Origin of the sequence: Sedimentibacter sp., assembly GCF_032080165.1 — a bacterium.
In the GTDB taxonomy this organism is placed as follows: domain Bacteria; phylum Bacillota; class Clostridia; order Tissierellales; family Sedimentibacteraceae; genus Sedimentibacter.
The window spans coordinates 74,519-89,782 of sequence record NZ_DAMASY010000004.1 but is presented as its reverse complement, the minus strand read 5'-3'; the positions used below and the strand labels follow the sequence as shown (position 1 = coordinate 89,782).

At 33.6% G+C, this 15,264-nt stretch carries 17 protein-coding genes; 15 read left to right on the top strand and 2 right to left on the bottom strand.

Translation table 11 applies throughout. The annotated features are described in order from the left end of the window. Positions 1 to 266: 266 nt before the first annotated feature. From RT412_RS06940 to RT412_RS06890, 11 genes are all read left to right on the top strand, one after another. Complete coding sequence (locus RT412_RS06940) at positions 267 to 1,682, top strand: hypothetical protein (RefSeq protein WP_313413135.1); 1,416 nt, start codon at positions 267 to 269, stop codon at positions 1,680 to 1,682. Between the two features lie 15 nt (positions 1,683 to 1,697). Then, a complete protein-coding gene (locus RT412_RS06935) occupies positions 1,698 to 2,543 on the top strand; it encodes a distal tail protein Dit (protein WP_313413133.1) in 846 nt (281 codons plus the stop codon). Positions 2,544 to 2,553: 10 nt separating this feature from the next. Next, positions 2,554 to 3,132, top strand: a complete 579-nt coding sequence (locus tag RT412_RS06930; protein ID WP_313413131.1) for a hypothetical protein — start codon at positions 2,554 to 2,556, stop codon at positions 3,130 to 3,132. A 1-nt stretch (position 3,133) separates the two neighbouring features. Then, positions 3,134 to 3,412, top strand: a complete 279-nt coding sequence (locus RT412_RS06925) for a hypothetical protein (RefSeq protein ID WP_313413129.1) — start codon at positions 3,134 to 3,136, stop codon at positions 3,410 to 3,412. A gap of 22 nt (positions 3,413 to 3,434) precedes the next feature. Then, positions 3,435 to 3,584: a hypothetical protein gene (locus tag RT412_RS06920; RefSeq protein WP_313413127.1), complete on the top strand. Its 150-nt coding sequence runs from the start codon at positions 3,435 to 3,437 to the stop codon at positions 3,582 to 3,584. A gap of 102 nt (positions 3,585 to 3,686) precedes the next feature. After that, on the top strand, positions 3,687 to 3,890 hold the full coding sequence (locus RT412_RS06915) for a hypothetical protein (RefSeq protein ID WP_313413126.1): 204 nt from the start codon (positions 3,687 to 3,689) through the stop codon (positions 3,888 to 3,890). Positions 3,891 to 3,971: 81 nt separating this feature from the next. Beyond that, positions 3,972 to 5,789 carry a hypothetical protein gene (locus RT412_RS06910; protein WP_313413125.1) on the top strand — a complete coding sequence of 606 codons (1,818 nt, stop codon included), beginning with the start codon at positions 3,972 to 3,974 and terminating at the stop codon, positions 5,787 to 5,789. Between the two features lie 9 nt (positions 5,790 to 5,798). Beyond that, entirely contained in the window at positions 5,799 to 6,290 is a 492-nt protein-coding gene (locus tag RT412_RS06905; protein ID WP_313413123.1) for a phage holin family protein, read from the top strand. Then, positions 6,277 to 6,831 carry a M23 family metallopeptidase gene (locus RT412_RS06900; protein WP_313413122.1) on the top strand — a complete coding sequence of 185 codons (555 nt, stop codon included), beginning with the start codon at positions 6,277 to 6,279 and terminating at the stop codon, positions 6,829 to 6,831. The genes RT412_RS06905 and RT412_RS06900 overlap by 14 nt, the downstream gene beginning before the upstream one ends. Before the next feature lie 13 nt (positions 6,832 to 6,844). Beyond that, positions 6,845 to 7,189, top strand: a complete 345-nt coding sequence (locus tag RT412_RS06895) for a phage holin family protein (RefSeq protein ID WP_313413121.1) — start codon at positions 6,845 to 6,847, stop codon at positions 7,187 to 7,189. Between the two features lie 175 nt (positions 7,190 to 7,364). Then, positions 7,365 to 8,759 carry a stalk domain-containing protein gene (locus tag RT412_RS06890; protein ID WP_313413120.1) on the top strand — a complete coding sequence of 465 codons (1,395 nt, stop codon included), beginning with the start codon at positions 7,365 to 7,367 and terminating at the stop codon, positions 8,757 to 8,759. A gap of 255 nt (positions 8,760 to 9,014) precedes the next feature. On the opposite strand, the gene RT412_RS06885 is transcribed toward RT412_RS06890, so the two are convergent. Next, positions 9,015 to 10,805 (bottom strand): methyl-accepting chemotaxis protein, encoded by a 1,791-nt coding sequence (locus tag RT412_RS06885; protein WP_313370159.1) that lies wholly within the window; start codon positions 10,803 to 10,805, stop codon positions 9,015 to 9,017. Between the two features lie 96 nt (positions 10,806 to 10,901). Next, positions 10,902 to 11,705, bottom strand: a complete 804-nt coding sequence (locus tag RT412_RS06880) for an NAD(+)/NADH kinase (protein ID WP_313345217.1) — start codon at positions 11,703 to 11,705, stop codon at positions 10,902 to 10,904. A 66-nt stretch (positions 11,706 to 11,771) separates the two neighbouring features. On the opposite strand from RT412_RS06880, the gene RT412_RS06875 reads away from it, so the two are divergent. From RT412_RS06875 to ispD, 4 genes are all read left to right on the top strand, one after another. Continuing rightward, the gene (locus RT412_RS06875; protein WP_313345219.1) at positions 11,772 to 12,665 is read left to right on the top strand and encodes an RluA family pseudouridine synthase; all 894 of its coding nucleotides are present in this window, start codon (positions 11,772 to 11,774) and stop codon (positions 12,663 to 12,665) included. After that, positions 12,662 to 13,660: an asparaginase gene (locus RT412_RS06870; protein WP_313345222.1), complete on the top strand. Its 999-nt coding sequence runs from the start codon at positions 12,662 to 12,664 to the stop codon at positions 13,658 to 13,660. The genes RT412_RS06875 and RT412_RS06870 overlap by 4 nt, the downstream gene beginning before the upstream one ends. A 7-nt stretch (positions 13,661 to 13,667) precedes the next feature. Next, entirely contained in the window at positions 13,668 to 14,480 is an 813-nt protein-coding gene (locus RT412_RS06865) for a PHP domain-containing protein (RefSeq protein ID WP_313345224.1), read from the top strand. Between the two features lie 83 nt (positions 14,481 to 14,563). Further along, complete coding sequence (ispD, locus tag RT412_RS06860; protein WP_313345226.1) at positions 14,564 to 15,256, top strand: 2-C-methyl-D-erythritol 4-phosphate cytidylyltransferase; 693 nt, start codon at positions 14,564 to 14,566, stop codon at positions 15,254 to 15,256. The last annotated feature ends 8 nt before the right edge of the window (positions 15,257 to 15,264 follow it).

Sequence of the window (15,264 nt, the reverse complement as noted above, 5' to 3'; positions counted from 1 at the left end):
CCATTTAGAAAGCCAATTTCAAGATGGAATGACATGGGACAACTATGGTGAGTGGCATATAGACCACATAAAGCCTTGTGCATTGTTTGACTTTACTAAGGAAGAACAGCAAAGAGAATGTTTCCATTATACCAATTTACAGCCATTATGGGCTAAGGATAATATGAGAAAATCAGATAAATATGAAGCATCCTAAAAAGGGTGCTTTTATTATGCCATGAAAGAGGGTGATTATTATTGAAATTTTTCGTTTGTTTGGAAGCATCTTGGTTGATAGTTCAAAAGCAGAAGAAAGCATATCTAAAACCGAAAAGAAAGCTGACGGTCTTGGAACTAAGTTAGGTAATGGAATAAAAACAGCTGCAAAATGGGGCGCTGCTATCGGAGCAGGGGCAACAGCTGCAGGCGGTGCATTATTGGCACTTGCAAACAAAACAGCTGAAAGTGCTGATGAAATAGACAAGCTATCAGAAAGAACAGGCATCAACAGAGAAGAGCTCCAAAGGTGGAAGTATGCAGCAGAGCAAAGTGGTGCTGATGTAGGCAAGTTGGAAGGTGGTATTAAAAAGCTTTCTGATGTCATGGATGATGCAATGAAAGGTTCAGAAAAAAACGTTCAGGCATTCGATAAAATTGGCATAAGCATGGATGATTTAAAAAATAAATCTCAATCTGACATATTCGACGATGTAATGAATGCACTCGCAGAAATGCCAGAGGGAGCTGAGCGAAATGCATTAGGAAATGATTTATTAGGTAAGTCATACACAGAGATGCTACCACTTTTAAATGCTGGTGCTGACGGTATGGATGACCTTAAAAACAGGGCTGATGAATTAGGGCTTGTTATGTCCGAAGAAGCGGTAAAGGCTAATGTAAAATTTGGTGACACCATGGCAGATGTCAAGGGCGCTGTAGGAGCGGTATTTATGCAGCTGTCTAATGAGTTTTTACCGATTTTACAAAACTTGCTCGATTGGATACTTGCACATATGCCAGAGATTAAAGAGGTAATAAGTGTTGTGTTCAACGTAATAACTACTGTTGTGACCACAGTATACAATTTATTTAGTGATTATATTCTACCTGTACTATCAACGTTGTTTAGTTGGATTCAAGAAAATATGCCAACAATTAAAGAAGTAACAGAAAAGGTATTTGATGTAATTTGGACGGTTGTCAATAAAGTATGGTCGTTATTCAATAATAATTTATTGCCTATACTTAAAGCATTATGGGATTTTATTTCTCCGACATTTCCACTCATTCAAGGGGTTGTAGAAGTGACATTCGGTGCAATAGTTAAAACAGTAGAAACGGTTATAAATGTATTTGAAAGAGTTACGGGAGCTATTAAAACAGCTGTTGAGTGGCTTGGTAGCTGGAATAAAACAGAGGCAAAAGATAAAGATGTGGGAACTGTCAATCAACGTTATGATGGTAGTCATGCAAGCGGTTTACCTTATGTACCTTATGACGGTTATATCGCAGAAGTACATAAAGGTGAAAGAATAATGACTGCAGCTGAAAATGAAGCTTATAGTAGTGATGGTGGAACTGGCGGTGGTATTCTTATTACCGGGAATCAGTTTACAGTTAGAGAAGAAGCGGATATTAAAAAGATTGCAAGAGAATTATATAATTTGCAGAGAACAAAAGAACGTGGAACAGTATTAGGATAGAAAGGAGTTGCATAAATGGCTAAACTAAGCAGAGTTAGAGGGTTTGCATTTAATGATGTGGTTGTCGATAACTTAAACTTTGATTTATCAAATAATATATATTTAATCGACATTAAAAGAAATGCAACTCCTGTAAAAACAAACTTTGATTTTATTGTACCAAAAAGGCATGGCTCACAAACTTTTACTAATAGGTATGAGGACAATTTTATTGATGTTACAGTAGGTATTTACGACAATAATATAAGCACGCGCAGAACAAGACAAAGAACTTTTTTACAAAGTTTTATAGGTGTTAAATCAATGCTCATATTTTTAGATGAGCCGACTTTGTTTTATTGGGCGGAGGTTATAGACGCTATTAAAATCAAGGAAGGCGCTATATTTACTGAGATTACAATACATTTTAAAGCAAGTTTTTGCAAATATGGTTTGTTAGGTGATGCTAATGACATAATTACAAATAATGCTGATTTTATAACTGATGAATTTGACATTATCACAAACAGCTTAGCATGGGAAAATATAAGCTTATTAACAACAAAAACAGTAACAAACAATGGAAACTTTGAAGCAACTCCGTTAATCGAGGTATATGCAAATACTAATTGTACAAGTGTTATTATTGACAATGGCATAAATAGCTTTACTTTATCAAATTTAGTATCAGGCGAAACAGTTTATATTGACAGTGAAAAAATGATAGTTTATACGATTGAGGGCAATGAGAAAGTAAGTGCTATGACACGATTCACAGGTCAGTTTATAAATATACCTATAGGCGAAAGCATGATTACAATAAAGGGTACAAGTTTTGATGTTAATGTTAGTGTTGAATTTAGAAACACTTATATAGTATAGGTGGTGACTTATGGAATTAGAAAAAATATTAGGAACAAACACAGTAAAAGAAAATTTGATGGTATCTGGCAGAAATTTTACAAAGATCGAAAATGAGAGTGGAGGGAATGTTGAACTACACAATTTAGACGAAACAGCCCATCCAGATATTAGGCAACAAATTAACTCTTTGATAGCCGATAGCAAAAAATATGCAAAATTTAGCATATCGGCAAATCAAAGCATACCGCACAGCACAACTACTCAGGTTGTTTGGTCAAATAAAGTATCATATAATGGAGAGGATTTTTGCGAAATTGACGCCGAAACAGGACAAATTAAAATTACTAAGGAAGGAATGTACGAAATAAATTGTGGCATTGTATTTGCTACATTAGCGACAGGTACGCAAGTTGGACTCAGGAATATTTGGACAGATTATTTACAAACATTTATGCCGGCTAGCGGTAGTCCGACATATTTATATAATAGTTATTTTAAATATTGCACAGTTGGTACATTATTAAATCTTAGGGTGTCCCAAACGCAAGGAACAGCAGTTGATATTTCACCAAGCGGGACAGGTTGTTCGGTTAGAAAGGTAGGTTAAAATGATTATTAATAATGTTAATCCAAATAAACTACATGATGAGTTAATTGTAGCCGGAATAGTGCCTTTGAGTGTTATGCACGATAGAAAAGACGGAGAAATAACAGCAGAAAATGTATGGATGACTTTTGCGGATGGTGCTGATATGATAGCAGTTCAAGCAGTTATTGACGCACATAATCCGGAACCGATACAGCAGGAGCCGACAGAAATTGAAAAATTGCAATCACAAATAGAAACCATGCAAGGTGCATTGGATTTTATTATATTAAACTATTAAAGGAGAAAAGGAGATGGAAGCTATGGCTTTATATTTAGTGCAAGGAATTGAAGAAGGAAGATTGGATTACAAGTTAGTATTTAGTAATTCAAAGCTTTTACCACTTAAAGAAGATGTTGACATGATGTTAATTGCAGACGGTTATCAAGATAAAATAGTTCCTATAAATTAGGGAACAAAACTAAAAAGCACTTAGAAAAGTGTGTTTTTTACATATGGAATCATGTAATTATATATGTTAAAATAATAAAAAATATATATGGAGCGTGGTACCATGACTAATGAAGAAAAATTTAATTTTATTATTAATGTAATTAAATCTGAAATACCATATTATACAGAGGGAAATAGACAATATAAAAAATCAGAAGAAATTTGGCTACATAGGTATCTTACAAAATTAGATTTTGAAGGCATAGTAAAAGCTAATTTGGATTTAGCTTATGATGCAGCATTAAATATATATAATAAAAATTAGGGAACAAAACGAATATTTTGTCAACTAAGCATTAGCTTATCAAAAAGGATCTCTTATGAGGTCCTTTTTAAATGAAAGTAGGTGGGTAAAATACTTACAATAATTAATCAAGATAATGTTATTTTAGCTTATTTAAATAACCTTGAAAGTGCAAATGTACATAAAGTTATAAACGGTGAATATGTACTTAATTTTGTGGCTTTAATTGAACCTTTAAAAACAGAATTTTTGTATGATGAAGATAATTTAATCGTATACGATAATGACTATTTTAGAGTTGTCTCATTAGAAGATGAACACGACGAAAATAACATGTTAAAAGTAGTAGTTAGTTGCGAACATATCAGTTATGATTTAATAAAACAAACAAAATTAACATTTGTGCATGAAAACAGAAGTGCAATATATGTTATGAATGATTTGCTTTTAGATAGTGGATTTACATTCACAGGAACGGATGTAACAACAACATCGTCTATTGACATACAAGATGAAACAGATATCAAGAGTTTATTATATCAAGTTGCGGTAATTTGGGGCGGTGAATTATCTTATTTTCAAAATGACATTGCGTTATTACAACAATTAGGTGCTAATAGGGGTGCTGATTTTAGATTCGGAAAGAATTTGCAATTTATAAGGCGAATAATTGACAGAGCTGAAAACACTGTAAGTTATGAGGTTGAAGTCGTACAAGGTAGCGAACTGCAAGAATTAGGTTTTTTTGATTTAGGTGATACGGTTAGAGTAGTTGACGATGCTTTAAATATTGAAATCAATATCAGAATTGTAGAACTTGAAAGAGATTTAGTAACAGGGTTAAATAGCAGGGTAATTTTAGGCAAACCAATACAAGACTTGACAACAAAATTTGTTAATATTAACAAAAGAGTGTCTACTACTGAGAAAAAAGTCAACAATGTAATAGATGAGCATGGAAATTTAATAGCCGAAAGATTAACAGGTACTTTGAATGATGCAATTGAAACAGTCGAGGGACAAACAGGATATGTTACTTTTGATGACCGAGGCATATTGATACACAACCAACCAACGGAAGATGAAAGCACTTGGGTTATATTAATGTCAAGTGGGGGCATTTTAATCGCAAATGCAAAAAATATTCAGGGTGAATGGATTTGGAGAACTGCTATAACTGGTGAGAGTATAAGCGCCGACGAAATCACAACAGGAACGCTAACAGCTATAAATATTGATGGGGTTACAATCACAGGCTCAACATTAGTTAGTGAAAGCGCTGAAAATACGACTACTATTGATAACGGAGCAATTGAAATTTACAGTAAAACTGATGATAAATACCTATTAAAAGTAGAGAACGGAAATGCAATTATCAACGGTTATTTAAGCACAGGATTTGAATCAGGCGCAACAATAGTAGACAATAGTGGTATTCGGTTTAATGACGGAATTGAATGGGCTTCTTACATTGCAGGGGATGCAAATTTAGATATAGTTGCATTTGGGACAATTGATATTGAAGCCCCGTACGGAATACGTTTAGGCGCGCAACTTGTTTCTGTTAGTTGCCTTAGTTTTAATGTAAGCGGTATGAAAAACTGTGTAATTGATACCGAAGAATATGGAAAAGTATATTTTAGTGCATACGAAACAGCCGAAATATATTTCGGTGATATAGGCGAAAATGAAGTTGTAAACGGTGAATGTATTATAACTTTAGACGAAAAATTGCTCGCTTGTGTTAATACTGATTTACCTTATCAAGTGTTTTTACAGGCTTACGGCGACGGAAAAGTATATATAGCAGAACGAAATAAAACAAGCTTTGTAGTGAAAGGCGACAATATTAAATTTGCATGGGAAGTAAAGGTAAAGCGCAAAGATTACGAAAATATAAGGTTTGGACAACCTGGATAGAGGTGAGAAATGAGTGAGTATTTAAAAAGTGCATTTGAAAATGTACAGCCGTTCTGGGCTGTTTTTTTAAGTGCAATAATGTATGTTATGTTTCCAGAGCAAGCTTATTTGACCGCTTTTTGCGCTGTTCTTGGTGTAATGATGTTAGATGTCATAACTAAGTATTACGCAATAGGGTGTCGAAATGGTGGCTTGTGGAACAGTATTAAAAAAAGGAAAATAAATAGTAATGATATGTGGACAGGAACATCGAGAAAAATATTTGCATATCTAATAATCTTTATTATGGTTGGATTAAGTTATAGGGTGTCTCCCGTAGCAGGAGCTGCTTCTTTTTTAGGCACTGTTGTATATGCTGTTTTATTCCTTAGAGAATGTCAATCCATCTTAGAGAACTTGGACGATGCTGGGAATGACGTAGGCTGGTTACTGACTATCGTTAAGAAGCGGAAAAAGAAGATTTTAAACGATGAGGGAGTGGATGATGATGAAACTCTATGAAGGTGAATATAAAATCACTTCACCGTTTGGACCTCGAAATCTTAACGGCGATACCAGACCTCACAAGGGCATAGATTGTGTAGGGCTTACCTCTAAAAATATATTAGCTATATGCGATGCAACTGTCGTTAGTTCGCAAATCATCCTGGACAAATCTAATCCTACATGGGAATGGGGCAATTACATTAAAATGGATGATGGTTATGGTTACTTTCCTCATTATTGTCATTTATCGAAACGGCTAATCAATAAAGGCGACAAGGTTAAAGTAGGGCAACTCATCGGAGTAGAAGGACAGACCGGTTATTCGTATGGTAGCCATTTGCATTTTGAAGTCAGAAACGCACAAGGTGTTTCGATAGATCCTATTGAGTATTTTAAGATTTTGGAGGCAAGGATGGAAATTAAAACAGTAGATGAAGCTTTAAAATTTTTAAAGGAAAAAGGTGTTATGAATACAACGGAGTATTGGCAGAATGCTTCTAACGTTGTAAAGTATTTAGATTTACTTTTAATAAATATGGCAAACAAAATAAAATAAATGGAGGGATTATATGAGTAATATAAGTTATCAAATTGCAACGCTTGTAATATCGTTAATAGGTGTTATTTTAACAGGCTTAGTAGCTCCGTGGCTACGAACTAAGCTAACAAATGAAAAATTAACAACAATTGAAATGTGGGTTAATATTGCTGTGGCTGCAGCTGAACAAATATTTAAGCTTCCAGGAAGCGGTACTCAAAAGAAAATGTATGTAATAGAATTTCTTAAGACTAAAGGTATCAATATAACAGATCGAGAATTAGATGCGTTAATTGAAGCAGCTGTTTATGAAATCAATAGAGCGAGTGAATTGTTATTTGAAAATTTAGATAATCAAGATGTAGAACCGGGCTAAAATGCCCGGTTTTTTTATTTTTTGGCTAAAATTCAACGTCATAGATTGCGTTCTAACGAAAGAAAATTAACGTTTTGATGTTTTATGCATGTTGAATTTTCAGTGCAAAATAAAATTTGTAAATTTTGACAAAATAATATATAATATAAACAATTTAATTGGGAGGTATGTTGCTATGAAAAAGAGGGTATTAAGCTTTGTACTTGTTTTTATGCTTATATTATCAACTGTAGCATATGCGGTTAATATTAGCATCGATGGTACAAATGTAAGTTTTACGGAGCAATCAGGAGCTCCGTTCGTAGATGGAAACAACAGAACACAGGTCCCATTAAGAGTGACCATGGAGAGTTTCGGTGCAACAGTGAGGTGGGATAATGACACAAGAACTGCTTTAGTTGAGAAAGATGGCATAAAGGTCGAAGTGCCAATAGGGCAATCACATATTGTCAGAAACGGTAAGCAAATTAAAAATGATACTGCAGCTATCATAAAAGACAATAAAACATATTTACCTATTAGAGCAGTGCTTGAAGCTTTTGGAGCTACGATTGGATGGGATAGCGCCACTCAAACAGTTACAGTCGCTAAATCTAAATCAGAAGTATTGAAAGTACATTTTATAGACGTAGGTCAAGCGGATTGCATATTGATTGAGCTACCAAATGGCGAAGAAGTATTAATTGATGCCGGCAATAAAGGCGATTCTAACACTATAATAAACTATATAAACAATTTGGGAATTGATGATATTGAGTACTTTATTTTAACACATTTCCATGAGGACCATATTGGCTCAGCTCCTAATATTTTAGATGAATTTGATATTTTAAAAATTTACATACCTGACACAACAACCGATACACAAATATACAAAGAAACAATTCAAGCAATTGAAAGAGAAAATGCAGAGGTTATAAAAGCTAAAGGTGGAACGAATATAATAGATACAGATTTATTAGATTTTGATATTTTGGCTCCTAACTCAATGTGGTACTCTGAAATGAATGAATTTTCTATTGTGACAAAATTAGTATATGGTGATACATCGTTCTTATTTACCGGGGATGCCGAATCAGTATCAGAGTTAGAAATGGTTCGTGTTGGTTTTGATTTAGATGTAGATTTATTGAAAGTCGGTCATCATGGTGGAGAAACAAGTACGTCACAAATATTTTTAGATGCAGTTGCTCCGAAATATGCGGTTATAAGTGTAGGAGAGGGCAATACATACGGTCATCCGCACGATAAGGCTTTAAGCAGACTGACTGCTGCAGGAGCTAAGATTTACAGAACTGACGAACAAGGAACTATAATTGCTACCACTGACAGCTCTACAATTACGATTGATAAAGCGGCAACAACATACGTACCAGTAAAAGAAGAACCAATAAAAACTGATCCGGTAAATACTACGGGTAGCTATATAGGTAATAGTAATTCGTTAAAATTTCATTATCCCACATGTAGCTCCGTTAGCACTATGACTGATAGCAATAAGGTTTATTTCGACAGTAGAGAAGAAGCAATAAATAAAGGCTATGAACCTTGCGGACGTTGCAACCCATAAAATACAAAAGAGCTGTTTCATGACAGCTCTATTTTTTTGACGGCAAAAAAACGTCAAATATTTATTTGCGTATCGTATAATTTATTGTGATTTGCAGATAAAATCAATTTGGAATTTTTCTTGATTTTTCAACTTAAATGTATTTATTTATGCTTTCCGTATATGTAGTTGAAGTTTACTTTAAGAATGTAACAATAACATAAATCAAAAACCTGATACGATATCGCATCAGGTTTTTGATTTATGTTAGTTTTATTAATATATATTCGCAGCAGACATTCTTAGCTTAAATACAGAAATTTGTTCTTTCAACATATCTGCTTGTCCGGATAATTCTTCACATGCTGCCGCGCTTTCTTCAGCGGATGCTGAATTTGTTTGTACGACTGCAGAAATTTGTTCTAATCCAACATTGATTTGTTTTATAGAATTAGCTTGCTCTTGTGAAGCTTCCGATATTTTATTTATGGATTCTACAACAAGATTAGTACTATCCACTATATTTTTTAGGTGTGTGGCTGTATTTTCAGCTATGTTTGTTCCATCCTTAACTGCTTTAATTGAATTCTCTATTAAATCGGTGGTTTGTTTTGCTGCATCAGCGCTTTTTGAAGCTAAATTTCTAACCTCATCCGCAACTACCGCAAAACCCTTTCCGGCAGCACCTGCTCTTGCTGCCTCTACTGCCGCATTTAAAGCCAATATATTTGTCTGGAAAGCAATATCGTCTATAACTTTGATTATTTTTGCTATTTCATTAGACGATTTATTTATTTCAGACATTGAATAAAGCATATTTTGCATTTGTTCATCACTTTTTGTAACTGTAGCTTTCGCTGATTTAACATGTTTTTCAGCTGATTTTACATTTTCATCATTAGAAAGAATTTGTGTTGAAATTTCATTTATAGAAGCTGAAAGCTCTTCTATTGTACTTGCCTGTTCGGTAGCACCTTGTGAAAGTTCCTGAGCGCCGTTAGATAATTCATTTGATCCTGCCAACACCTGCGTTGATGCCTCATTTATATCAGATAGAATTTTATTTAGCTTTTCTATAGTTTTTTCAAGAGAAATTTCCATTATATCTTTGTCCGACCTTGGTGTTATGGTAAAGGATAAATCTCCTTCAGCTATTTTATATACATAATCTACTTGATTTTTTATTCCTTCGACAACCGTATTAAATGCAATGGCAAGTGTACCTATTTCATCGTCTGAATTAATCTCAATGTCTATTTCTGTATCTCCTGTAGCAAGTTTATTGGCTGCGTCCACCATAGAATTAATCGGAGTGGATATTGTTTTAGATATTAAAGCACCAATTAATATAGATATAATAAACCCTGCTACTATAACAACTATTAATACTATTGATAGTATTGTAGACAGATTAGTATTTGCTTTACTTGTCAGTTCAACTTCATGTACCTTAGAATTCATACTATCATTAAGATAATTAAAAATAAAATCTACTGAGCTTGATATAGATTGCGAAGCTATGTATGCGCCGGTTAAATCACCGCTTTTAGCAAGAGTGAAGCATTTTTCCGAATTTGTAAAATAAAAATTATTCATTATGGATTCTACAGTTGATATTACATTTAATTCCTCTGGGTTTAGTTTTAGTTTATATGCTTCTAATGAAGTCATGAAATTTTCATGTTCTTCGTAGAATTGTTTTTCAAATGATTCAATTGCTTGTAATTTACCTGAACTTATTATTGCGTCCCTTAAATGTAATTCAGTATCATTAAGACTGTTCAACATATATGATAAGTGTACTAATGGTTCGGTTTCCTGTTCATAGAGTCTTTTGTCCGCATCACTTATTTGCTTCATTCCGATTATACCTACTATACCTACTACTATGGTAATAATTGAAACAATTAAAAATCCTGTAACAAGTTTTTTAGATATTTTCGAATTTTGATAGTAATTTCTAAAGTCGGAAATATTAAGCTTTTTCTTTTTCTTCTCCTTGCTCTCTTTTTCATTTCTTTTGATTTTAGTAAATTTAAAACCCTTAAATCCTTTAAATTTTTTCATGATATTATCCTCTATCTCTCTCAATTGTCAATAATTTGTCTTAAATAATAACTCGACAAATTACAAATAAAATAAAGAGGGAAAAATTACCATAATCTACAAAAATTTGTCTTTAATTACATTCCAATAATTAAACTTGCCTGTGGCTAACCTGTTAATTACCTTTTTTGAAGTTCTGAATTGTATACTTTCCAACTTGTCATATTCAAATATAAATCCATCTGCCATTATTGCTACATAATAATCTACCTCTCTTTCCGGAAAAATAGATATATTAAATTCCGGCGGAACTATTATGCTGCATTCCAGACATCTGTAGGCATTTGAAATTATGGGCGAAAGAGGTGTAATTTGCAAAGTTTTAAGTGAAGGATAAACTAAGCTCCCACCTGCAGATTTACTATATGCTGAGCTTCCTAAGGGTGAAGAAATTATCAAACCGTCACCGCTTATTTTTTCTAAGTGGTTTGAAGCAATATATACGTCCAAGTGTATTGTCTTCATATCTTTTCTTTTAAGAACGATATCGTTAACCGCATATATAATTTCGTTACGTCCTCCGGCGTTAATTTCACATTCTATTAAATTAACACTGTTGATGGTAAAATTGCCTGATATGTAATCTGATATGAAGGTTTCTAATTTTTCGGGTGATATTTCGGGGTAAAATCCTAAAGTTCCTGTGTTGATACCCACAAAAGGAGTTTTTGAAAAGCTACTGTCTCTGACACCTCTTAAAAAGGAGCCATCGCCGCCTATAGTTATATTAAGCTCTGCTTCCTCAGAAAATCCATCATTATGCTTAAAACCGCTTTTATTTAGCAGCTCTATTAACCTGTCTTTTATTTGTAGAGTATATTCATCATGGTTTGCAGATATATTTATTACCTTTTCTTTCATCTTATCCCCTTTACATAAAATACTTTTTATATTATATTTATATTGACGAAATTATGGGAGTTTTTAATGAATAACAATATTCTTAATTATACAATACAAGAAAACGACAAAACTGTAAAGGACATATTATCCGAAAACTTAAATTTTTCCAGACGATTATCCAAAAAATTAGAACTGAACGATAAAATTCTTTTAAACGATAGAGTTACAAGATTAAATAAAAATGTATTTGCAGGAGATGTTTTATCCTTGGAATTTGACGAGGATGAAGACGAATATGATGCGATAGATATTCCTATAAACATAGTATACGAGGACAATGATTTGCTGATAGTGAATAAACCGCCGTATATAGTGGTTCATCCCACAAAATCTCACCAAAATAATACAATTGCCAATGGTGTTGCATATTACTTCAGGCAAAAAGGTCTCAAGAGAAAGGTCAGATTGGTTAACCGCCTTGATATGAACACTTCGGGAATCGTTATAATAGCTAAAAACCCATATGCTCATAATGAATTATCTAAACAAATGAAGAATAATAAAGTTGACAAATACTATTATGCAATAGTCGAAGGGACTGTAGTAAACGACCGTGGAACGATTAACGAACCAATTACAAGGTTAAATGCAGAGGATATCATAAGAATTATCCATCCCACGGGTAAGGAGTGCATTACACATTACATTGTTGAAAAGCGTTTTAATAATCTTACATTGGTTAAATTAAAGCTTGAAACGGGACGAACTCACCAAATAAGAGTACATATGAAGCATATAGGACATACAGTATTAGGAGATACCTTGTATGGAAGTGAAAGTGATTTAATTAAAAGACAGGCACTGCATTGTTATGAAATGAAGTTTTTACAACCGTCTACGGTCGAGGAAATAGTTATAAAATGTCCTCTGCCGGAGGATATGGAAAAAATAATAGGTTTAGGGGGTACAAGATTATGAAGAAAAATATATTGCTTATCGCTACAGGCGGTACAATTGCCTCAAAAAATACAGAAGATGGTTTAGCTCCTCAAATAACCTCTCAAGAGCTTCTTGGCTATGTTCCTGAAATTAAGGAGTATTGTAACGTAGAAGCAATTCAGCTTTTTAACATTGACAGTACAAATATTCAACCTGAATACTGGGTTTTAATGACAGAGACAATAGAGAAAAATTATCATAAGTATGACGGATTCGTTATATCCCACGGAACCGATACTATGTCCTACACTTCTGCCGCTTTATCATATTTAATTCAAAATTTAGATAAACCGATTATCATTACCGGTGCACAAAAGCCTATAAATGCCGATATAACCGATGCTAAGAAAAACCTTCTTGACAGCTTCAGGTTTGCAGTGGAAAAAGATGTAAGCGGAGTATATTTAGTGTTTGACGGGAAAGCTATAGTTGGAACAAGAGCAAGAAAAATCAAGTCAAAGAGCTACAGTGCATTTGAATCAATAAATTTTCCTGTTGCAGCAATAATAGATGATAATAGAATTACTAAGTATATCAGAAATGAAAGATTTACTGAGGGCGCTAAGTTTTATAAGGATATTTACCCTTCAATATTTTTACTTAAGCTAGCTCCGGGAATGGAGCCGGACGTGTTGGATTATATAGGTGAAAAATATGAAGGTGTTGTAATTGAAAGCTATGGAGTCGGAGGACTTCCGTTCTTAGATAAAAGAAATTTTTTAGAGAAGTTAGGGCATTTGACTGATGAAGGAAAAATTATCGTAATAGCCACACAAGTTATGTTTGAAGGCAGTGATATGGGTATATATGAAGTAGGTATAAAGGCCTTGAAAAAATTTAAGGTGCTGCAAGCTTATGATATGACCATAGAAGCGGCAATTACTAAGCTGATGTGGATAATGGCACAAACAAAGAATTTTGATGAAATAAAGGAAATGTTTTATATTAAAGTAAACGAAGACTTATTATATTAGAGGTACTATGAAAAAAGTTGACATGCATATGCACACCTATGCTTCTGACGGAACATGGGATGTATCAGAATTGAAAGAAGAACTGATTAAGAATAAAATCGATATATTTTCAATAACAGATCATGACTGTATCGAAAATATTAAAAACATGCAGGAAATATTAAAACCAAGCGACAATTTAATTTTTATCCCGGGTACGGAGCTTACTTGTGAATATCAAGGCAGAGAATATCATTTGACATTGTATAACTTCGATATACAGAATAAACAGCTTTTAGATATGATAAATTGGACAAATGAAAGCAAATTAAGCTCCAATAAGGATTATATAAAATATGTTTCTGAAAAATATGACAGTATAAGCTTTGAAGATTTTGAAAAATATGATTATGACAGAAAAAGAGGCGGCTGGAAATCCGCTAACTACATGATAGACAAAGGTATACACAAGGATGTGCTGACTCATTTAACAGATGTTGAAAAGTCAGGGATTAAAGCTAAGCTGAAAGGTCCCGAAGAAGTTATAAAAACTGCTCACGAAAGCGGTGGATTTGTATTTTTGGCTCATCCGTCATACCATTACAGAAACAGCCGTATGCCTATAGAAGAATTGGAATTTTGGCTTGAAGCAGGAATAGATGGAATAGAATGTTTTTCACCTTATAATAAGGGTGAAGAACAATACTATATTGATTTTTGCAAAAAGAACAATTTGATGATATCCGGAGGGTCTGATTGTCACGGCTTATTTATTCCAAGCAGAAAGATCGGCTTGCCGGAAGTGATGCTAAAAGATTTAGATATTAGAAAAATATTATAACAATAGGAGAACGATAGGAGAACAGTAGATATCTTTACCAATTACAAATCTATTGCTCTTCAATTGCTACAAAGGGGACTTATATGTATAAAGACAAATTTGTTTCTGCAATTATTGTTGCAGCGGGAAAGGGTACAAGGATGGGCTCAGAAATACCGAAACAATTTTTATCCATCGGTGGTAAGACAATATTGGATACAACCTTGTACAAATTTGAAAAAAGCAACGAAGTTGATGAAATAATACTGATTGTAAGCAAAGAAGATTTAGATTATATCAGAAGCGAAGTGGCTGATGATTATAAAAAAATTACATGCATTGAAGCAGGGGGTTCAACTCGTACCGAATCAGTATATGAGGGCATTAAAGCCGTAAGGAAGGATTGCGGAATTGTTCTCATTCACGATGGTGTCAGACCCTTTATTTCATATAATTTAATTTTAAACTGCGTGGAAGGGGCAAATAATTACAGAGCTTGCATTCCTGTTATTGATGTTGTGGATACCGTTAAAGAAATAACCGAGGATGGATTTGTTAATCAAACCATGAAAAGATCAAGCATAAAAGCTGTTCAAACTCCTCAGGCGTTTGAATATGAGCTCATAAGTGATTGTTATTATAATGCGGTTACAGAAGATGCTGTCTTTACAGACGATTCATCAATTGTCGAATACTACGGTTATAAAGTAAAAACCATTGACGGCTTAGCTAAAAATATAAAAATTACCACACCTCAGGATTTAAGAATAGCTGAAATTTTCGCAAGCTTATATTAAGGAGCATA